This window comes from Psychrobacter sp. CX14, from assembly GCF_057396205.2.
Map to the genome: position 1 here is coordinate 1265027 of NZ_CM183187.1, position 20605 is coordinate 1285631.

General features: G+C 42.1%; 21 protein-coding genes. 8 read left to right on the forward strand and 13 right to left on the reverse strand.

Features of this window, described 5'->3' with window-relative positions:
• Positions 1-226: 226 nt before the first annotated feature.
• Complete coding sequence (locus AC2SLO_RS05210) at positions 227-1651, forward strand: aldehyde dehydrogenase family protein (RefSeq protein WP_486543225.1); 1425 nt, start codon at positions 227-229, stop codon at positions 1649-1651.
• A 120-nt stretch (positions 1652-1771) separates the two neighbouring features.
• On the opposite strand, the gene AC2SLO_RS05215 is transcribed toward AC2SLO_RS05210, so the two are convergent.
• A complete protein-coding gene (locus tag AC2SLO_RS05215; RefSeq protein WP_486543223.1) occupies positions 1772-2275 on the reverse strand; it encodes an Rrf2 family transcriptional regulator in 504 nt (167 codons plus the stop codon).
• Positions 2276-2373: 98 nt separating this feature from the next.
• On the opposite strand from AC2SLO_RS05215, the gene AC2SLO_RS05220 reads away from it, so the two are divergent.
• The gene (locus AC2SLO_RS05220) at positions 2374-2817 is read left to right on the forward strand and encodes a CopD family protein (protein ID WP_486543221.1); all 444 of its coding nucleotides are present in this window, start codon (positions 2374-2376) and stop codon (positions 2815-2817) included.
• Between the two features lie 106 nt (positions 2818-2923).
• Here AC2SLO_RS05220 and AC2SLO_RS05225 read toward each other — a convergent pair whose 3' ends face one another.
• Complete coding sequence (locus AC2SLO_RS05225) at positions 2924-4156, reverse strand: NnrS family protein (RefSeq protein WP_486543219.1); 1233 nt, start codon at positions 4154-4156, stop codon at positions 2924-2926.
• Between the two features lie 507 nt (positions 4157-4663).
• Here AC2SLO_RS05225 and AC2SLO_RS05230 point away from each other — a divergent pair.
• Complete coding sequence (locus AC2SLO_RS05230; protein ID WP_486543243.1) at positions 4664-5431, forward strand: HesA/MoeB/ThiF family protein; 768 nt, start codon at positions 4664-4666, stop codon at positions 5429-5431.
• 40 nt (positions 5432-5471) lie between these two features.
• Here AC2SLO_RS05230 and AC2SLO_RS05235 read toward each other — a convergent pair whose 3' ends face one another.
• Entirely contained in the window at positions 5472-6770 is a 1299-nt protein-coding gene (locus tag AC2SLO_RS05235) for an ABC1 kinase family protein (protein WP_486543217.1), read from the reverse strand.
• Between the two features lie 110 nt (positions 6771-6880).
• Positions 6881-7360: a type II 3-dehydroquinate dehydratase gene (gene aroQ, locus AC2SLO_RS05240; RefSeq protein ID WP_486543215.1), complete on the reverse strand. Its 480-nt coding sequence runs from the start codon at positions 7358-7360 to the stop codon at positions 6881-6883.
• A gap of 477 nt (positions 7361-7837) precedes the next feature.
• On the opposite strand from aroQ, the gene AC2SLO_RS05245 reads away from it, so the two are divergent.
• Both AC2SLO_RS05245 and AC2SLO_RS05250 read left to right on the forward strand, forming a co-directional pair.
• The gene (locus tag AC2SLO_RS05245; protein WP_486543213.1) at positions 7838-8053 is read left to right on the forward strand and encodes a cold-shock protein; all 216 of its coding nucleotides are present in this window, start codon (positions 7838-7840) and stop codon (positions 8051-8053) included.
• 423 nt (positions 8054-8476) lie between these two features.
• Positions 8477-9631, forward strand: a complete 1155-nt coding sequence (locus AC2SLO_RS05250) for a DEAD/DEAH box helicase (RefSeq protein ID WP_486543211.1) — start codon at positions 8477-8479, stop codon at positions 9629-9631.
• Between the two features lie 64 nt (positions 9632-9695).
• On the opposite strand, the gene AC2SLO_RS05255 is transcribed toward AC2SLO_RS05250, so the two are convergent.
• From AC2SLO_RS05255 to ilvA, 8 genes are all read right to left on the reverse strand, one after another.
• Positions 9696-10616, reverse strand: coding sequence for a sulfite exporter TauE/SafE family protein (locus AC2SLO_RS05255; protein WP_486543209.1), 921 nt, complete (start codon positions 10614-10616; stop codon positions 9696-9698).
• 125 nt (positions 10617-10741) lie between these two features.
• Positions 10742-11017: a cbb3-type cytochrome oxidase assembly protein CcoS gene (ccoS, locus tag AC2SLO_RS05260; protein WP_486543207.1), complete on the reverse strand. Its 276-nt coding sequence runs from the start codon at positions 11015-11017 to the stop codon at positions 10742-10744.
• A gap of 174 nt (positions 11018-11191) precedes the next feature.
• Entirely contained in the window at positions 11192-12181 is a 990-nt protein-coding gene (locus AC2SLO_RS05265) for a YdcF family protein (RefSeq protein ID WP_486543205.1), read from the reverse strand.
• A gap of 42 nt (positions 12182-12223) precedes the next feature.
• Positions 12224-13315, reverse strand: coding sequence for a UDP-N-acetylmuramate dehydrogenase (gene murB / locus AC2SLO_RS05270; protein WP_486543203.1), 1092 nt, complete (start codon positions 13313-13315; stop codon positions 12224-12226).
• Between the two features lie 79 nt (positions 13316-13394).
• Complete coding sequence (locus AC2SLO_RS05275) at positions 13395-13895, reverse strand: low molecular weight protein-tyrosine-phosphatase (RefSeq protein ID WP_486543201.1); 501 nt, start codon at positions 13893-13895, stop codon at positions 13395-13397.
• Between the two features lie 219 nt (positions 13896-14114).
• A complete protein-coding gene (locus AC2SLO_RS05280; RefSeq protein ID WP_486543199.1) occupies positions 14115-14537 on the reverse strand; it encodes an RNA-binding S4 domain-containing protein in 423 nt (140 codons plus the stop codon).
• A 98-nt stretch (positions 14538-14635) separates the two neighbouring features.
• Positions 14636-15058 carry an energy transducer TonB gene (locus tag AC2SLO_RS05285; RefSeq protein WP_486543197.1) on the reverse strand — a complete coding sequence of 141 codons (423 nt, stop codon included), beginning with the start codon at positions 15056-15058 and terminating at the stop codon, positions 14636-14638.
• A 62-nt stretch (positions 15059-15120) separates the two neighbouring features.
• Complete coding sequence (gene ilvA / locus AC2SLO_RS05290) at positions 15121-16674, reverse strand: threonine ammonia-lyase, biosynthetic (RefSeq protein WP_486543195.1); 1554 nt, start codon at positions 16672-16674, stop codon at positions 15121-15123.
• 345 nt (positions 16675-17019) lie between these two features.
• Between ilvA and AC2SLO_RS05295 the strand changes: the two genes are divergently transcribed.
• The 3 genes from AC2SLO_RS05295 to AC2SLO_RS05305 all read left to right on the forward strand — a co-directional run bounded on the left by AC2SLO_RS05295 (position 17020) and on the right by AC2SLO_RS05305 (position 19647).
• On the forward strand, positions 17020-17922 hold the full coding sequence (locus tag AC2SLO_RS05295; RefSeq protein ID WP_495637093.1) for a hypothetical protein: 903 nt from the start codon (positions 17020-17022) through the stop codon (positions 17920-17922).
• 123 nt (positions 17923-18045) lie between these two features.
• The gene (rpiA, locus tag AC2SLO_RS05300) at positions 18046-18705 is read left to right on the forward strand and encodes a ribose-5-phosphate isomerase RpiA (RefSeq protein ID WP_486543191.1); all 660 of its coding nucleotides are present in this window, start codon (positions 18046-18048) and stop codon (positions 18703-18705) included.
• Between the two features lie 114 nt (positions 18706-18819).
• The gene (locus AC2SLO_RS05305) at positions 18820-19647 is read left to right on the forward strand and encodes an alpha/beta fold hydrolase (RefSeq protein WP_486543189.1); all 828 of its coding nucleotides are present in this window, start codon (positions 18820-18822) and stop codon (positions 19645-19647) included.
• On the opposite strand, the gene argF is transcribed toward AC2SLO_RS05305, so the two are convergent.
• A complete protein-coding gene (gene argF, locus AC2SLO_RS05310) occupies positions 19640-20560 on the reverse strand; it encodes an ornithine carbamoyltransferase (protein ID WP_486543187.1) in 921 nt (306 codons plus the stop codon). The two genes, AC2SLO_RS05305 and argF, sit on opposite strands and share 8 nt — an antisense overlap.
• Between the last annotated feature and the right edge of the window lie 45 nt (positions 20561-20605).

Sequence of the window (20605 nt, forward strand, 5' to 3'; positions counted from 1 at the left end):
GAGGGCGTTTTTTCGTTTAAAAAGCAATATTCTTAAAAGCGGTTTAACAATGAACAACAAAAAGTAATACTAGATGCCTGATACTTTGATTATCCTATTATATAAACAGCCTAAAATATTAGAAGGATTATCAAGTTATATAAAACCTCATAAACTCGTATAGACATTTAAACTCTAACTGCTAAATCAAAGGCTTAAATTCAATAAAATTAAAAAAAGGTGATCTATGCAAAATTTTTATCCTCTTTACCTCGCTAACAAAGCACATGAAGGTGCAGATAGTCTAGAAGTTGTCAATAAATACAGCCAAGAAGTGGTTGCAGAAGTTGCGCGTGCCGACAGCGAAATGCTTGAGCAAGCCATTGATGCAGGTGTTAAGGCAATACCGGCTATGAAGGCGCTGACGCCATATGAAAGACAGAAGATTTTATTAGAGTGTGTTGATAAGTTTAAACAGCGCTTTGATGAGTTTACCGAAGCTTTGGTTGCTGAGGGTGGTAAGCCCAAGAGTGCGGCTGAAGCGGAAGTAAAACGTTTGATTAATACCTTTCAGTTTGCTGCTGATGCGGTAACGACCATGGCAGAAGGGGAGGTGCTGGCATTAGATGGCACAGAGGCAAGCCAAGGCTATAAAGGTTTTAGCAAACGGGTACCTATCGGACTGTGCGGCTTTATCTCACCATTTAACTTTCCATTAAACTTAGTTGCGCATAAGATTGCACCTGCTATTGCAGCCGGTTGCCCATTTGTGCTTAAGCCTGCCAGTTATACGCCTATCGGGGCATTGCTGATTGCAGAAGTATTAGCGCAAACCAATTTACCAGAAGGTGCTTTCTCAATCCTACCCATGTCATCTAAGATTGCTGATGCCATTGTGACGGACGAGCGTATTAAACTATTGTCATTTACAGGTTCAGACAAAGTCGGCTGGGATATGAAAGCCCGTGCCGGTAAGAAGAAGGTCGTCTTAGAGCTTGGTGGTAATGCCGCTGTGATGGTTGAGCCAGACGTGGATTTAGAGACTGCGCTACCGCGCATTATTACTGGCGGTTATACACAAGCTGGTCAGGTTTGTATTAGTGTGCAGCGAGTGCTGATTCACAAAGACGTTTATGAAGAAGTGAAAGACAAGCTAGTATCTTTAGCGAAAGATGTCAAAACTGGCGATCCAAGCACTGGTGATGTGCTTATCGGCCCTATGATTAATGAAGGGGAGGTCAAGCGTCTGAAACAATGGATTGATGAAGCGGTCGACGGCGGGGCCAAACTGCTATGCGGTGGTAAAGCAAACGGTGTTATGCTTGAGGCCACCATTCTTGAGAATGTAGATCATGATGCCAAGCTTTACAAAGATGAAGCCTTTGGTCCGGTTATGATTTTAGAGCCTTATGACAACTTTGAGCATGGTATTGAACTGGTCAATAATAGTCGTTTCGGACTGCAAATCGGTGTTTATACGCCTGATTTAAACAAGGCAATGCAGGCTTGGGATGAGATTGAAGCAGGCGGTGTGGTAATTAATGACATTCCTACCTTCCGTGTTGATAACATGCCGTATGGCGGTGTGAAAGATTCAGGTCTAGGCCGTGAAGGGGTTAAGTACGCGATTGAGGATATGAGTGAAACACGCCTTATGGTTATTAAACGTTAGGATTAAATCAGCAGCAAATTCTGATTCACTCCCTGTTATCTGAAAGTAAAAGCCACTGACTGTGATAGAGCAGTGGCTTTTTTAATAGTAACTAGAAACTATTTATCACCAAGCCTGATATTAAAAAGGACGCTTTAAGATTTCTCTAAGCACCTCATCATTTTGAATAATATCAGCAAGGGTATATTTATCCATAACCTCCAAAAAGGCATGAGTCGCTTCTGCAAATACTGACTTCAATTGACAGGCAGATGTAATGACGCAAGGTTGTGCTGATTTTGCGACGACGATAGCATTTTGCTTACTAGAGTATTTAGTCTCAGGCTTCTTTACCAAAGCATTAAAACAAGGCACGATATCGAAGTCAGGCTCAGTCTGACGCATCACTATACCCAGATTAATATCACTGGCCGGCATAGCAAGGCGGATGCCACCATTTTTACCTCGGATACTTTTGATATAACCGAGCTGTGCGAGCTGATGAATGATTTTGGTTAAGTGGCTTTTGGATATCTGATAGCTGTCAGCCACATCAGAGATGGTAGCGAGCGTATCGGATTCGGGTATAACCGCTAAGTACATTAAGGTACGTAAGGCGTAATCGCTATAGTTTGTCAGGCGCATAAGTAAATTCCACCGTGAGTGGTATTAGATAGAAGGTATATTATAAATAACTGTTATAATTATAAGGTTGATTTTATAACTTTTAAGCGGTCGCTAAAATGATAAATTATGTATTGGTAGCCCATCTTTTAGGTGCTGCGATTTGGACCGGCGGGCATTTGATTTTAGCACTGATTATATTGCCAAAAGTTTTAGCAGCCAAAGATGTCGCAGGACTCATGGCATTTGAAGCGCAGTTTGAGAAAATAGGGATGCCAGCATTATTGCTACAAATAGCGACAGGGTTATGGATGGCGCATAAGATATTACCAAATCCGTCAGGATGGTTTAGCTTAGATAATGACCTAAGTATTCTTATCACTACCAAAATTGCTTTGTTAACACTGACACTGCTTATTGCGCTGCATGCAAGATTTCGCGTCATCCCTAAACTGTCAGCGGCGACATTAAACTTTTTCGGCTTACATATCGCTGCTATTACCTTGCTCTCTGTCAGTTTTGTGATTGTGGGCTCTTTATTTCGCACCGGTCTAGGCGGCTAGCCATTAGGCTTTTTACTCAAGCCTTTGTACTCAAGCCAGCGAGATGCAAGCCTAACATGTGTCTGCTAAAGCCGCAATGCATCAAGCCTAGATGAGGTGTTCTTGATTATCCAAACAGTCCATCGGTTCTGGATTTTGCAAGTATGGGCATGTAACTGATGCAAAACAGAGCGAAAGACGCAATCCACGCGGTTTGAGCAATCATAATCCACATAATGTAATGCTCAACATCAATCAAAGGCGCAACAACTCTAAATACAAAGGCGATGACCATTAATATAAACATAATAGGAACGGTTTTGGGCGGGGCATGAATACTACGACCGGTATGCCCGAGTGACACGCGTGCCATCATTGCAATGGTCATCATACCGATGCCAGATAAGGCAAGCGCATGCACAGCAAGACTATGGTTGTATTCTAACCAAGGCTGTATTGCAAATAATAAAAAGCCAATACACATACCCAAAAAGGCAATAAATAACGACCAAAGTAGTGGCTTTTGCCAAATGCGCGGATGATACCAACCCATAAGACGTATTGCGTTGACCACCGTGACCACCAGCGCACTAATACTTATGATGTAAGGGTTAGTCAAGAACACATCGGCAATCATAAAGACAAGAAATGAGACTAGGCTTAACCCATCAAGCAGTTTGCTGTTTTTGACCACCACCTTTTCATTGCTATCGGCACTAAGCCCGCGCTCAATAAAGAAAGGCACAACACGTCGACCAATCGTTAATACCACACCAATGACTAGATATAGACCGAGATACGTTCCGATGCGCAGGTAGTTTTGCTCACCACTAAAAGCGCCCCAATAACAAAGCCCATTACCGACAGTCAGTAATATCAGTTTGGAGATAATTCCCATTTGTTTGTACTGTTTGACTGCCATGACCGCTTTAATTATCGCCCAAGCACTGAGTATCATAAATAATAAATCGCTAATGAGCGCTATGCTTAACCAAAGGGTGTCACTACCTAAGCCAAGTCCTAGGGCTATCCAACAGAGACGTGCCAGTGCCCAGCAGCCAAAAATAACGCCTAGACGGTAGCCATAAGGCATCATAATACCAGTCCAAGTTTTGACGGCAGCTAATAAAAATCCAGCAATAACTGCCATCGCATAACCATAAAGCATTTCATGGGCATGCCAATAAAATGGATTTATCTGAGTTACATTGATATCCGTTTTGCCCATAAACACAAATGCCCAAAGCAGCATGATAATAATGGCAAATATACTGGCGCCCACAAAGAATATGCGGAACCCTAAGTTTAAAATGGGATGTGGAGATGTTGGCTGATGACTGGAGGGATGTATTTGAAGCATGGCAACGCCTCGCCTATAAGATATATTTAAAATGAATGTTTTATTATAATATTTTATCGGCGATTTAGATAGGTGGTTATTTATAAAATAAACCCCTACTAAGTCACCTTAGTAGGGTGTGGAGAAAACGGGCGAGTACGTTGTTTTTATTATTCTAAATACTAGGACGTTAAGAGATAAATTGATTTATATCGGCTTATACTTTATTAAGTAACGTCCTATATTTTTGCTTTATTTCTTAGGAGCATATTCAGTATAAGACACAGCTATGTATTTGTAAATGATAATAGTTATCGTTAATATAAAACTATAATTCGTTAATGATTCAGTAGTAATGTTAAAATATTTGAATAATAAAAGTACCTATATCGATAGGAAAAAGTGAGAGTAATCTTCGGTACGATAAACTCAATTAAGGTTATCAAGATAATATACGTGGAGTAGGTTTTGGCGATAAATAGCGGTATAGAATATTTGGATGACAACTTTAGCCTAAGCGATGCTGAGATGATGCGCTATTCGCGGCAGATTCTACTTGATAGCTGGGATATAGAGGCGCAGCAGAGACTTAAAGCCAGTACGGTTATTATTCTAGGTACAGGCGGTCTAGGCTGTCCGGTATCAGAGACATTAGCGCGGGCAGGTGTGGGCCGAATCCACCTCATTGACAATGATGTCATTGAAGCCAGCAATTTGCAGCGTCAGACCTTATTTTTGGCCAGTGATATTGGTCAATACAAAGCCGAAGTCGCTTGTCGTACTTTGCAGCAGATTAATGAATTTATTGAGGTGAGTTATAGCACGAAGCGGGTAGATGTTGATAATGTATCTACTGTATTAACCGAGAAAATAACCAATAAAGAGCACACATTATTGCTCGACTGCACGGATAATTTTACGGTTCGAGAGCTGCTGAATAAGGTAAGCGTACAACAAGGTTTGCCCTTATTATCGGCATCGGCCATTGGTATGAGCGGGCAGTTGGCATTATATGAGCCTAGAAAACAGACAGGTTGCTACCACTGTGTGTTTGGGGCAACCTTTGCAGAGAGTACGGATGAAGCCGATATCGATGCGCGTACCTGTGCCAATTCAGGCGTACTTGCCAGTACCACAACGGTTATGGGTAATCTGCAGGCCAATGCGGCGTTACAATATCTAGGTCTAGATAACAATCCGTTGGCAGGGCAACTGCTTATTTGGGATGGTAGCAGTATGACTCAGCATAAAATGCGCTATCGTCAGGATAAACAGTGTCCCGTCTGTGCGCTTTAAAATAAGCAGAAAAGCCTGATTAGAAGCTTACCTTATAAATTTAATAATCAATATAATGACGAACCAGAGGGTTTAAATCAATCTCAACACCTAGGTTAACTAAGTTCCAATATTGTCCGGAAATGGTTCGATCTATCATCATGGTAGTAGCAGAAGGCTGAAACTGTTTAAAGTATTTTAAGCCATCTTTGGCCTGACTGATGACCTCATGATGTACTTGGCTATTGGCAAAGTCGAAAGGACCACTAAAATAAGGCTCAACTGAGAGCGGTTTTAGACCAACCGCTAGCCAGTTTTGATAAAACTCTCCTGGGATATCGACTTTATCTTCTCGGCGGATGTCAAGCGCCATCAAATCCTGCTCTAAGGCAGTCACATCACTACGCAGTGCATGAACTGCAAAGCGTCTAAATAATTGTACCTCAGCATCGCTATACGTACGAATACCGCCAAAGTCATAAGCGATTACGCTGCCATCGGGACGAAACGCAAAGTTACCCGGATGCGGATCGCAGTGCATACGGTATAGTTCAAATATTTGTCCGGCGCTAAAGTGGAACAGGCGTGTGGCAATCTTTTTCTTAATCTCATTATCCCAAGTAGCCGCAACACTCAAAGGCTCACCCAACTCTTCGGTCAGAGTTAGTATGCGGCGAGTCGAATGACTTTTAATGACTTTAGGGATAATAAGACCCTCATCATCCGCATGAAATGCACCGAAGATAGCTAGGTTATGAGCCTCCTTTACGTAATCGAGCTCGTCTTTTAGGCTATCACGAATCTCGTTAAATATCTGATCTTGTAGCTCACGTCCCATGCTAAGCACGCCAGTCATTTTTAACGCCATGCGTACTTGTTTTAAATCGCTATCGCAGTTTTTATCAACATCAGGATACTGAACCTTTACGACCACGTGCTGACCACTGGGTAAAACGGCTTTATGCACCTGCCCAATAGAGGCTGCCGCAAAAGGCTGCTCCTCAAAATGCGTATAAGCTTCCTCAATAGGCATCCTAAGCTCACGCTCAACTTGTGATTTAATCATGGTATAGGGCATGGCAGGAGCGTCTTTCTGCAGCTTTTCTAATGCCGCAGCCACTTCTGGTGGAAAGACATCTTTGTATTGTGAGGCAATTTGTCCAACCTTCATTACTGCGCCTTTCATCTCACCAAGGGTGTCGGCAATTTGAATGCCCACTTCTTGTAGCATCTTTGAGCGGGCTTCAGCACGCTGATTTTCATCACCTGATAGGCTTTTAAATGAGTTTTTGGCGGCTTTGCCCGCGATGCTAGCGGTCATTCCTGCCAATTTCATGAAGCGTTTGCTTGAGGTTGCCATAATATCAATGCCTTAGCCAAGATGCGCGTGTGTGCTATAACAAGGGGGTTGTTTCGTTTAGCTGCCAATTTGTGCTGTTCAAAATTTAATGATTAACAATATACTAATAATTAACGATATTGCTCTAAGAAGTAGTCTAATGCCATGTCATAACCTAAATGACCTAATCCACAGATTACGCCGACTGCCCTATCACTAAAATAAGAGTGGGTTCTAAACGGTTCGCGGCTGTGAATATTGGATAAATGAACCTCAACAAAAGGCACATTTATTGCCAGTAGGGCATCACGTAGTGCGACAGACGTATGAGTAAAAGCAGCAGGATTGATAATCACCCCATCGATTAAATCTTCATCATCTGCCAGTAGGCCGTGGTGCTGAATGGCATCAACTAGCTCGCCTTCATGATTTGACTGAATACAAATCAGCTCAATATTATGCGCATTAGCTGTAGCAACAAGACGCTGCTCGATATCTTGCAAGGTCGTTGAACCGTATATTTCAGGCTCACGTAGACCCAATAGATTTAAATTGGGGCCATTAATAAGGAGAAGTCGGCGATGGGCTGAGGCAGTGATGGACTGTGTCATGATAGGCTCGATGTTTATGTGTCTTGTGATAAATCTTAAAGTGCTTATAGGTTCTCAAAGTGCTTATAGGTATTATAGATTCAGTATTGGAAATATCATATGACAATGCGACTTAACTTATCATATTTTAAATCATAATATTTTATCTTTTATGACTTTCTAAAGCGCTAATTTCACGGCACTTTATTGATTAGACCACATTAAGTTAAATGGGTAATGTGAAAATTATGTTAAAACACTTTGTGTTGATAAAATGGCGTGCTATGATTAGTTTTAGATAATAAACGTGTCTGCAGTGTTACAGAGGTGGATTATCTGTTTTTAATCTGATACTGATGGCATTATATGCACCATTGTTATCCTGTGGTCAAACGACCATGAATCTTATACCCAATATGCGTCTGCTGTTTTTCAATTTAAAGGCGATAGATTGGGATTAAATTGAAGTTTTGTTAATTAAGTTTTAGGAAGTAAATTATGTCAGCTCGTGAGCAAGGTACTGTTAAGTGGTTTAATGATTCAAAAGGATTTGGCTTCATCCAACGTGAAAGCGGTGAAGACATCTTCGTTCATTTCCGTGCCATCCAAGGTGACGGCTATCGTTCGCTACAAGACGGTCAAAAAGTTGAATTTATCGTTACTGAAGGTGAAAAAGGCTTACAAGCTGAAGAAGTTACTAAAGTAGACGAGTAAATCATAGTTTAACAAACAGCGATTGTTGTTACTCACGTCGTATCCGCAATCTTGTTTGACAGTCATATACCAAGGTGTGTGACTGGGGTTTACCTAAAAGCCAATATATCCAAGTCTAGTCAGTATTTTTGCTGTTTAAAGGGGTATATTGGCTTTGTTGTTTTTATAGTTTATATACCTCAACCTTCTTTCTAGAGTGTAGCACTCTAATGACTGATAACGCTGTAAATAAATACGCTGTTTGGCTTACTGAGTTTCTACATGCTATATCGCTAATTAACCTTACTTTCTTTGGCTTACCTTGTCGTTATTTTTGGCGCTATTATTGATATAAAATCCGCCATTTGTCGAATAGATTTGTACCCTTCAATAATATGCTATCCTACTCGAAAATAAACGATTAACGATAATAAAGGAAGTAAAATGGACACGTTTGTTAAATTTAAAGACTTAGGTCTTAGTGACAGTATTTTAGCGTCAGTTAATGATTTGGGCTTTACTGAACTGACACCTATTCAAGCTCAAATCTTGCCGCATACTTTGGCGGGGCAAGACGCTATCGGTCAAGCTCAGACTGGTACGGGTAAAACAGCAACCTTCTTAATTACCATTATTGAAGCTCTATTAAAGCGCCCCTTTGCAGATGACGAAACTCGTTATGTGGGGGAGCCAAGGGCCTTGATATTGGCGCCCACCCGTGAGCTTGCTAACCAAATCTTTGAAGATGCGATTGCACTCACCAAACACACAAATCTGCATAGCGTTTGTGTGATGGGCGGTATCGATTATGATCAGCAGCTTACCGCATTAGATAAAGCTTATACTGATATCTTAATTGCGACTCCAGGGCGTTTGATTGATTTGATTCATAAGGGCCATGTGTTTTTAGACCGCATTGAGGCGTTTGTCTTAGATGAAGCCGATCGCATGCTAGATATGGGCTTTATTCCAGATATCAAACGCTTGATGCGCTATATGCCGGCCAATACTGACAGACAAAGCCTATTGTTTTCAGCAACCTTCAACCAAGATGTGATGAATCTGGCCTATCAGTGGTTGATGTCACCGGCATTTATTGAAATTGAACCCGAGCATAAAACCAGTGATTTGGTCGATCAGCGCTTTTACTTATTAACCGAAGCCGATAAATACAGTGTGCTAAACCAGATTCTAACAGGCTCTGATGTGCAAAAGGTGATTATATTCGCTAATCGTAAGGATCAAGTCAAACGCTTATATAATCGATTAAGCGACAATCATAATGTAGTGATGCTATCCGGGGATGTGGACCAAAGTAAGCGCGAGCGCTATCTGGATAAATTTAAGAACGGTAACGCTCATATTTTGGTAGCAACCGACGTGGCAGGGCGTGGCATCCATGTGGATGATGTCAGCCATGTAATTAATTACACCTTGCCTGATCAGCCCGATGACTATGTACACCGTATCGGACGTACCGGCCGAGCGGGTCAGACCGGTATTAGTATTAGCTTTGTTAGTGAAGATGATGCGTTTAATCTGCCTAGTTTAGAGGCGCATTTAGAGACCAAACTCAAGCTTGAACAGTTCGATAGCTAATCTTTATGATTGAGGGCGGTATAAACTATTTATACCGCCCTCAATTGGTTGCTTGTTTTGACCGTTATTCAGTACTGTGTGTCATATCATGAGCCGGCGCATGAGGATGGTCTCCATCTTCTAACGGCATGTCAGACATAGGCATATCATGCTGCCTATGTTGGTGTTCAGAATGCTCAGCTGTGTCCGGCATAGAGTGCGTACCCGTGTCGTGCATCGCCATATCTGTATGTGACGATTCATGCATCATAGGCGCACCAGCACCATGAGCCGCATGACTACCATGAGCTCCATGCCCGCCAAATAGACCTTGCTGCATAGCAATGGGCACAAAAATAACGGCAATACCTGAGAGTATCATAATAATGCCGTTTAATCGGCGCAGTTGAAAGCGTCCAATTTGTCTTTGTAACCAGCCCACGGTTTCTTGAGTAGCCACCAACATCGGTACAGTACCCAAACCAAAAGCAAACATCAATAAAGCACCCGATAATAGACTATTACCACTGCCAACGACCGCCATCATCAAAGCGCCGTAAACCAGACCACAGGGCAGAAATCCCCATAGTAAGCCAGCTGCTAATGCGCGAGTCAAGGTAGTTATTGGGAATACTTTTTGACGTAGCGGTGATAGTTTTTGCCACAAGTGCATACCGACTTTTTCAAGCCTATTTAAAAATGGTGCACCCAACATGGTCAAGCCAATAAATACCAACACTAAGCCTAAGAAGATTCTTGGTAAGCTATTACCCACCATAATCGGCTGCAATACAGCAATGCCTATTAAGCTGGCAATAATGCCCAAAAACGAATAGCTCAGCAATCGACCTAAATGATAAGTGGCTATCAGTCCTCGCTTTTTAAGCGGGCTGACATCTTTCATTGAAAGACCAAAAGCAGTGACCAGACCGCCACACATACCCAAACAATGAGGAGAGCCAAAAAAGCCCATTGCAAAGGCGGCAATCAAAAGAGACGACGTCATAAAGGGTTATCCAATAGGGGCCAAATATAATATAAGAAGATACGATATAAATAGATAAGGTGTGATTATTTATACAGCGATAGAAAGGTAGAATCAGTCACTTAACAGGTAGCTGTTAAACAGGGTTAATCACCGGCGCCATCACTCGAACCATCAGAGCCACCATCTCCATCATTATAATCCTCTGCTTCTCTATCAGTTCTATCAGTACTGGCAATATATCTAGCCGGCTTGTTGTCCTTTAATGCTTGACGTCGCTCTTGCCTGTCATCAAGAATCACACGCTGTGCCGCATTGTCTAAGTCTTCAAACTGATTGGACTTAACGGCATAACGAACCGCCCATATGCCAACAACAAATAGCATTAGGCTAAGAGGGATAAGCAAATACATACTTGCCATAATGAACGACCTATATTGGTTAATCATCGCATCAGGCAGGGTGTCTAATGCAGGGTGTTTAATGCTCAGAAATAGTTGATATATTATAACATTTTTAGCAAAAGCTGCACGATTTGTATTGTCTTATATGGATACATTCGCTGTTTAATATCAATGTCATCGCATTCTGACTGCCTAAAAGGTTTTCACATCTTCTGGTTTACGACTGCGCTTTAACGTATCGAAGCTGACCTCATTGGCGCTACGGCAATTCTTTTGTGGAGCGAAAACATCACGCGCATAGGCAGCCAATTCATATAGGGTGCGCCGAGAATGTTGCGCATTTTTCTTGGGGACAAGCCAACCTTTTTTCATCGGCAGCGCGGCAGCAATAGGGGTGGTATGAATGCCATTTAATGCAAATTGACGACGCGCGCGGGTCATATGGTAGGCATCGGTAATTAAATAAACGTCTGATAGCTTCAGGCGCTTGGCCGTAAAGCGTGCATTCTCACAGGTATTCATACTGGCATTTTCAGTAATAATATTGTCAATACCATAATTAAACAGCCAGTCTTGCATCCACGGCGCATCAACTCCTGTTAGTACAATAGGTAAAGGATATTGTTTGTAATACCATATCACTGTTTGCATACGCATGCGAGTATAGTCATTGAGTACGATATTACTCATCGGTGCTTTGTGATTTTGAGCAAGATTTGTCTGATTCTCAGCATCTGATTCTGATGGATTACTCACCGTCGATTCTTTTTTAGAATCCTGATTATCGGCCTGATTGGATGCCTCATTTGCCACTTTATCCTCACTAGAAAGCGCAGTATCTACGGGCGGGGTATCATGATAAGTATCAGATTCAGTTAAGCCGCCGCCGAGTACCACATAAGCGGTGGGCTGATGTTGTAGCGGTAAATCTAAATCTAAATTTAGATTATTTGGTGCAGGATAGCTTTGAGAGGCATGATTATCAGGGTCAGAGGCGCTCAAAGAGTTTGAAGCAGGTTCTGTGTGCTCTATATAAGGCACGGGTAGATGATTTAATACCCAAAGGCCGACTGAGGAGAAGACAGGCGTATAGAAGCTAATAAGCAGCAATGTACCTAGCAATAGCGCGCCAAGTAAGCTGCGTATCACAAATTTATAACCGCTTTTAAGCAACTGGCTCATTTATGTTGTCGGGTCTCTCAGTGAGGAGTAAGAGCATTAAGATTAACAGATATTATAACTCGCTGTGCTGTCAATCCAAACCGGTTCACGCTCTAAATCGATACCGAATATTTGTTTGATATGTTGTTGAATAAACTGCTCAGTTGCCAATATATCAGCTTGAGTAGCCGGCGAAGCGCTATTTTTAGGGGTGTGGTTGACCAATACGAGCGCTTGCTTTGCATGAGTCAGGATAGGCTCAATCCCTTTGCCTTTGAGGCCGGCATGATCAATTAACCAACCAGCTGCTACTTTGGTGCGCTCATTATCAACCGTATAACCCACAATACTAGCATATTGCTGTTGCAGGCTTGTGAACTGAGAGGTTGGGATAATAGGATTCTTAAAGAAGCTGCCGCAGTTAGCCAGTCGCTGCGGGTCAGGCAATTTAGATTGTCTAATCTCAATAATGGCGTTCATAACATCGGCCGGTGTGACAGTTCGGCGTGCATTCTGCTTTGCTAAGCTTAGAGCAAGAGTAGAGACATCGCCATAATTGGCATTGATATGCTCTTTGTCTTTATGCAGCTTAAAGCCAACGCGCGTAATTAGCCATTGACCCGCTTCACGCTTAAATTTACTGTCACGATAATCAAATTGGCACGCTTGTTTGTCTAGAGTATGCCACTCAAGCGTCGGTAAATGTAGCGCTTTGACATACGTAAGGCGGTCATCAAGCTGCACACCGTAAGCCCCGATATTCTGCACCGGGGCAGCACCGGTTAAGCCTGGGATTAAAGCTAGGTTTTCAAGCCCGTACCAGCCTTTATTAACCGTATAAACCACCAGCTCGTGCCAATTCTCGCCGCCCATGACCTCAATCTCAACCTCGTTCTTGGTTTCAGAGATAACATGAATGTCTTTAAATAAAGGTTGAAGCACATGAGCATGCAGCTGTGTTGGCAAGATAATATTGCTGCCCCCAGACAATATGAATAGCGGTGTATTATTGGCCTGCAACTGAGTCACTATTGGTTCAACGTCTGCTTCATTATGTAGCGGAATTAGCTTATTTGCCGTACAACCAAGTCGCATAGTATTTAAATGCGTTAAATCAGCAGAATTGATAGCAGAAGCAGGATAGGTTGAGGTCATAGTCGTATCATCAATAATAAACAAAAGCGGTAAAGGAGCAGAGGGTTGCGGTCATTAGTTAAGCGCTAGTAAGCACACTTTAGCTTTGCCAAACGTCAATCCAAGCGTCGACAGAAGATTCAAGCTGTCTGATGACCTGCTCAAACCCTTCTTCACCGCCGTAATACGGGTCAGGTACGTCTTGTCGGCAGTAGCTGGCATCAACTTCACTCATCAAGGACAACTGTGCTAAGCGCTCTTTATCTGTATTTTGTGCAGCTTGCGCCTTGATGACCTCTAAGTCTTTTAGATTCTGAGTATCCATCGCCAATACTAAATCGAAATCGACGAAGTCTTGTGGGCTAACCTGACGGGCGACGAGCTTGCTAATGTTATAGCCATGTTCTTTGGCATGTTTTTGCGCGCGTGGGTCAGGGTGTTTGCCAATATGCCAGTCGCCAGTACCTGCTGAGTCGATTTTAAGCGGAATCCCAGCAATAGCAGTGCGCTGACGCATGATGCCTTCTGCTGTTGGCGAACGACAGATATTACCTAGGCACACCAATAGAACAGATTTAGGGATAGAGTTTGACAATGGCATAACAAAACCTTTGAAATTGAATAAAGCAGATAGATAAGCCGTTCAAGATGAGTACTGACTTATCAATGATTAATTTGCGAAGGTGCTTATTCTACCAATGTTAACCTTGAAACGATAGCCGGTTCAAAAGACTTATATCGAGTATTGCGTGTCAATGAACATAGAGACATCAATACTTAGACATATGAGCAACAGATGAGCTATTTTAGATGAGTCAGCCTAGTCACTTTGATATTTAAAGCGCTGTAAATCACGGCGCTGTTTTTTATTGGGTTTTGTATCAGGGCGGGCAAGATTGGCAAGTTTTCGCTGTTCAGCATAATAAGCGCGGCGACTGATACTTTCTTCTGTCTCCTCGTATAAAGTTTGCGCAATGGTGGCATTGCCGCGCTGAGTCGATAAATCTTTAACCACGACCGTTCTTTCAGTCATCGCTGTGGCAGCGCCTTGGCGGATGGTCAGCTCATCACCGACGCTGATTTCTTTACTGGTTTTGACTCGGCTACCAGCAAAGTGGACTTTGCCGCCTTCAATGGCTTGCTTTGCCAAACTGCGTGTACGAAAAAATCTAGCTGCCCATAGCCATTTATCGAGGCGCACCTTTTGTAGCTGCGCAGAGTCTGAATGAGCATTGTTAGACATAATCAAATAGACCCTCTATAAATAAGATTTAGGAAAATAGTAACGTTTATAAGCTGTTTATAATAAACCAAAATAGCTAAGCGCTAATATTACTGGTGTTATTCAATCTGATAAACCACTGGGATAGTAATTCGACCTAGAACAGGCTTTCCATCTATTATAAATGGGTTTAATTTTGCATTTTTAAATGCTGTTAAGGCGTTACTATCCAAACGCTGATCTCCGCTACTTTGAACAATCGATACGTTTGTTATACTGCCATCTTTAGCCACATCAAGGCGAGCGCTTAATTTAAAGGTATCACCAGAGTTATGACGCTTAGCAACACTGTAAGGTACCTTAAGATTAGGTGTTTTTTTCCATGACGCATCGCGCGTAGCAAAAGTCTGTGCATAATACGCAAGCATGTCAGCTTCAGTTTTAACCAAGGTTGTTGACTTATCAACCAGATCGGCTTGTGCATGAGCATAAAATGCCAAAGCACTGACGCATATTAGGGACTTGATTACAAAAGGCATCATAAGAATATTACCGTTATTTAAAAGTAAAGTATCAAGACATTTTAAAGCCGAAAAGTAATGTTTTATTTTAAAAATAGCTTATAAGCAATGTTATCAGATACTGGCGTGCAGTCATAACCAATATCTAACAGAGTGTCTTGTAACGCTTTTGAGTTGGTTTCAGATGCTTGAATACCAACCAATACCCGACCATCTGCTGCGCCGTGGTTACGGTAATGGAATAAGGTGATGTTAAAGTCTGAGCCAAGCTTTTCTAGAAAGTTAAGCAAAGCACCAGGGCGCTCAGGGAAGCTGACTTTAAAGATATGTTCCTCCTCTAAGCTTGGATGCCCGCCAATCAAATGACGAATATGTGATTTAGCAATATCGTCATCGGTTAAGTCATGAGTATCATACCCTTCAGAGTCCAAGGAGTCGGCGATAATCTTACGCTCTTTATCGCCCTCTTTTAAGGCAATACCGACAAAAATAGAGGCGGGCTCTAATGAGTCAGGTGAGGTGCGATTACGAACACGGTAATTAAACTCGGTGATATTGCGACCTTTTAAGTCTCGGCAAAATTCTAAGAATGCCCCTGTACGCTCAGGAATAGTGACCGCAAAGATGGCCTCTTTTTTCTCACCAATTTCAGTACGCTCTGCGATATAACGCAAACGGTCAAAGTTCATATTTGCGCCAGAGATAATAGCCACACAGTTTTTATCGGTGATGTTATGCTTCTCTATATACTTTTTCATACCGGCTAAAGCAAGCGCACCAGAGGGTTCAACGATGCTGCGATTTTCTTCAAATACATCTTTGACCGCGGCACACACCTCGTCATTAGTACAGGTAACGACTTCTTGCTCGATTAATTTGCCTGAGTCATCGCTTTTTTGTAAATTTACTATCTCAAACGGTAGCTCACCAATCTGAGCAACAGCGGTACCATCAACAAATAAGCTTACTTGCGATAACTTAACGCGCTCATTGGCTTCTATCGCTGCTTTTAAGCTGGCTGCACCTTCTGGCTCAACAGCGATAACTTTGACTTGCGGAGCCACGTCACCCAAAAATGCAGCAATACCAGCAATCAGGCCACCGCCGCCCACAGGTACAAACACATATTCCACATCACGCCACTGTTGATTGACCTCAAGTGCAACTGTACCTTGCCCTGCAATGACCAATTCGTCGTCATAAGGCGGAATATAGGTGAGTCCTTCTTTGATAGAACGCCCAATGGCATATTGGTTAGACACATCAAAGCTGTCGCCATATAAATCCACGTTACCGCCCAATGCTTTGACCGCTTTGACCTTAATATCTGGGGTCGTGGTTGGCATGACGATGGTGTTGTTTAGGCCTAATTTAGCCGCCGAAAAGGCCACGCCTTGAGCATGGTTGCCGGCAGAGGCGCAGATGACACCGCGGGCTTTTTGTTCTTCCGATAATTGGCTAATTCGGTTGTATGCACCGCGTAACTTAAAAGAAAAAACAGGTTGTAAGTCCTCTCGCTTTAAACGAATATCATTATTGAAGCGAGCAGAAAGCTTAGGGGCAAAATCCAGCGGCGTTTGAATAGCAGCGTCATAGACAGTGGCTTGGAGAATATTACGAACCCATTTTGAAAGCATATATCATCCTAAAGTGCAGTTTTAATCAAGTTTTCAATAATAAAGTATTGATGGTTAAGCCTATGCTGTTTTTTATCATCCTGCAAGGTTTAGCCATAAATTATTAATGACAATCTCTTAGGGGATTAATAACTTTTTTTAAAGCAATATCAAGATGATAATTTAGCGTGACAGGGTAGAGCATAAACGAAATACACCGATTGCAAAACTGTTGCTAAAATAGCGGCATAAATTTGATAAAATAATGTGCATTGATAGTGTGTATGCCGATATAGCAAACATGATAGATAGGTCGTTTAATCCAGATAGGGAAGTAAGTCTCGTATGGGGAATTTATCCGAGAAGATGCAATTAGCGGCAATTGACTTACCTAAACAAGAAGCAAAGGAGTGCTTAAAGCTTGCTAAAAGGCTCGATAACTATTGGCATGTGCCCACTAATCAAAAAGAAGTGGATAGGATGAAGGTATTTGCGGACAAAGATGACGTTGTCCGCTTTGTTCTATCTAATCTTAGCCATTATGTTCATGAGCGAGAGCTCAGCGCTCATCAGCAGCAAGGCAGACCTGATAGCAACTTTGACGTCATAAGTTATTGGTATTGTCTGGCATTACTGATGCAAAGTGAAGACAAAGACGCTTTTGAATTCGTCAATGAGTTGATTCATAAGTCCCTAAAGATAGAGCACGATGATTTATGGCAGTTTAAGCGTCTTTTAAAATTCATCGACAATACTCGATATAAAAATACACAACAGCAAGTCGAATCTTATTTTTTAAATAGGCAAGATACTTTACAGTCATATAGATGGGCAAAAGAAATCGGCTTAGAACTACCAACAGATGATGATTGGCATATACGTTTTGAGTTTAATAATTTGGGTAAAAAGCTTGGAATATTTGATGATAAGACAAATATTGATAAAGACAACTTTTTTAACGTTGAGGTAACGGTCTATCCACTTCGCGCTATAGCGGGTACATTAAAAAGTGGTGACTGCTTTATGATAAGGCTGGATAATATGACTCGTACAGTTATCGGTAATTGGCATATTGACTCTGAAAGTGAAATACTTATTCATAATCATATATTCGGCAATATACAGACCCCCACATTATTGAATTTTAAAGAAGCAATTAGTGATTTAGAGGAGCTGCTAGATATAAAGTTCAATAAAACAATCACTGCCCAATACATTAGTCGGGGCATTAAGAATAAAAAAGCCATCCAAAGTTGGCTCTATGCCTAATATCTGAACAATATACCTTTACAATTATTTATGGGTATTGCTATTTATTTAGTCATTATATAAGTCGTAAGTCACGTTAAAGATACTTCCAATAACCTTCAAGCAAAGCACATAGAGGAACGAATGAGTCAGCAACTAAAGCTTAAACAAGAAGTCGCCAAAGAAGCATTACGCTATATTAATGATGGGATGATTCTGGGTGTTGGTACCGGCAGTACAGTGAATTGTTTGATTGATTTACTACCCAATGTGAATCTAAAAGGAGCCGTGGCCAGCTCAAAAGTCACTCAAGATAAGCTTGAAGCGTTAGGTATCGAGGTGATGGATTTAAACTTCGTGGGTGAGCTTGATTTGTATATTGATGGCGCCGATGAGGTCAATCCTAATCTACAGCTTATCAAAGGTGGCGGCGGTGCATTAACCCGTGAGAAGATCGTTGCTGCGGCCTCTAAAGAGTTTGTGTGTCTGGTAGATGAGAGTAAATGGGTGACTCAACTGGGTCGAGAGTTTCCATTACCGATTGAAGTATTGCCGCAAGCCCGTTCTTATGTGGCGCGTGAACTGGTGAAACTTGGCGGTGAGCCGGTTTACCGTGAAGGCTTTGTGACTGATTATGGCAACCTAATTTTGGATACCTATCATTTGGATATCCCAAGCGCACTTGAGATGGAACAAACTCTTAATAACATCGTTGGTGTGGTATGTAATGGACTGTTCGCTGCCAATCAAGCTGATACTTTATTGATCGCCAAACAAAGCGGCGTAGAAACATTAAAGCGATAATATAAATTGGTTGAAGATACACCAGTAAAATGTGGTTAAATATAAAGGCAAGGTTAAATGATTAACCTTGCCTTTATTTATTGAATTTTATTTTATGACAAGGATGTCGAGATTATGCCATTTATCACCCTCAATAACGCTAAGATTTATTACGAAGACAGCGCTCCTAATAACAACAGCCTACCAGTCGCTCAGCGCAAACCGGTGATGATGTTTGCTCATGGTTTATTATGGAGCACGCATTTATATGACAAACAAGTCGCTCATTTTAGTGATCAGTATCGCTGTATTGCCTTTGATTTTCGTGGTCAAGGTAAGTCTGAAGCCACTAAGTCAGGCTATGATATGGATACGTTAGCCTCTGATGCGATTGCTTTGCTCGAAGCGCTTGATATCGATCAATGTCATTTCGTTGGCTTATCTATGGGCGGGTATGTCGCACAGCGTGTGGCTTTAGAGCGCCCTGATTTACTAAGCTCATTAATATTGCTTGAAACAGGCGCAAGAGCGGAGAGTGATGAGAAAAGAGCAGAGTATAAAAAGCTGATTAAAGTCATACGCATCATAGGTATCAAGCTGATTAGCAAGAAAATCATGTCGATTATGTTTGGCCGCACTTTCATAAATGACAAGTCACGCAAACAAGAATTTAAGACGTGGGTGACCTATTTAAAGCAGAATGACAAGAAAAGTGCGATTAAAGCGACGCGCGGCGTATTAGAGCGAGCAGAGGTTTTAAGCCGCTTAAATGAGATTAAGTTACCGGCGTTGGTCGTGGTGGGTGATGAGGATGTCGCAACACCTTATGAAGAAGCGCAGCTGATGCATTTTGCGATTAAAGGCTCTAAACTTGCCGTGCTTCAAGGGGCGGGACACAGTTCACCTGTTGAAGCACCAGAACAATTAAATAAGGTGCTAGAGACGTTTTTAGCGCTTAGCTGATTTTAATCTTATCTTTGAGTAAGAATTCCATCAGCGCTTTTTGCGCATGCAATCGGTTTTCTGCTTCATCCCAAACCACAGAGCGTGGGTCGTCTAGCATATCGTGGGAAATCTCTTCACCGCGGTGTGCTGGCAAGCAGTGCATAAATAACACTTCTGGATCGGCTTTATCGAGCATAGATGGCGTTACTTGATAAGGGGCGAAGCGGCGGGCACGGGTGTTTTGCTCGCTTTCTTGTCCCATACTTGCCCATACGTCAGTGACAATCAAATGCGCATCTTTTGCCGCATCTTGTACATCATCGACTAGGGTAACGCAGTGTTTGAACTTATCAAGCAAATCAGGATCTGGCTCAAAGCCATAAGGCGCAGCCACTCTTAATTCAAAACCAAACTGATTGGCCGCTGTCATAAACGATGAACACATATTATTACCATCGCCAACCCAAGTGACGATTTTATCTTGGATACTGCCGCGATGCTCGTAATAGGTCTGCATATCAGCCAATAGCTGGCAGGGATGAAAATCATCGGTTAAGGCATTGATAATAGGCACAGAAGAGTATTCAGCAAACTTCTCGACCTTTTCGTGCTCAAAGGTACGAATCATAACGAGATCGACCATGCTAGAGATAACGCGGGCAGAATCTTCAATAGGCTCACCGCGTCCCAATTGCGTGTCTTTTGGTGATAGGAAAATAGCGTGCCCACCAAATTGACCCATACCAGTCTCAAATGAAATACGCGTTCGTGTTGACGATTTCTCAAAAATCATACCCAACGTACGGCCCACAAAAGGCTGATACACTTCGCCGGCGTGCTGCATTTCTCGAAGCTCACTGGCTCGTTTAATAAGTGCTTCTAGCTCGGTTGGAGACAAATCAAGAAGAGTTAAAAAATGACGCACGCTCATGGGACTCTCTTTAAGTTAATAATCAACAGGTTGGTCGATAATAAT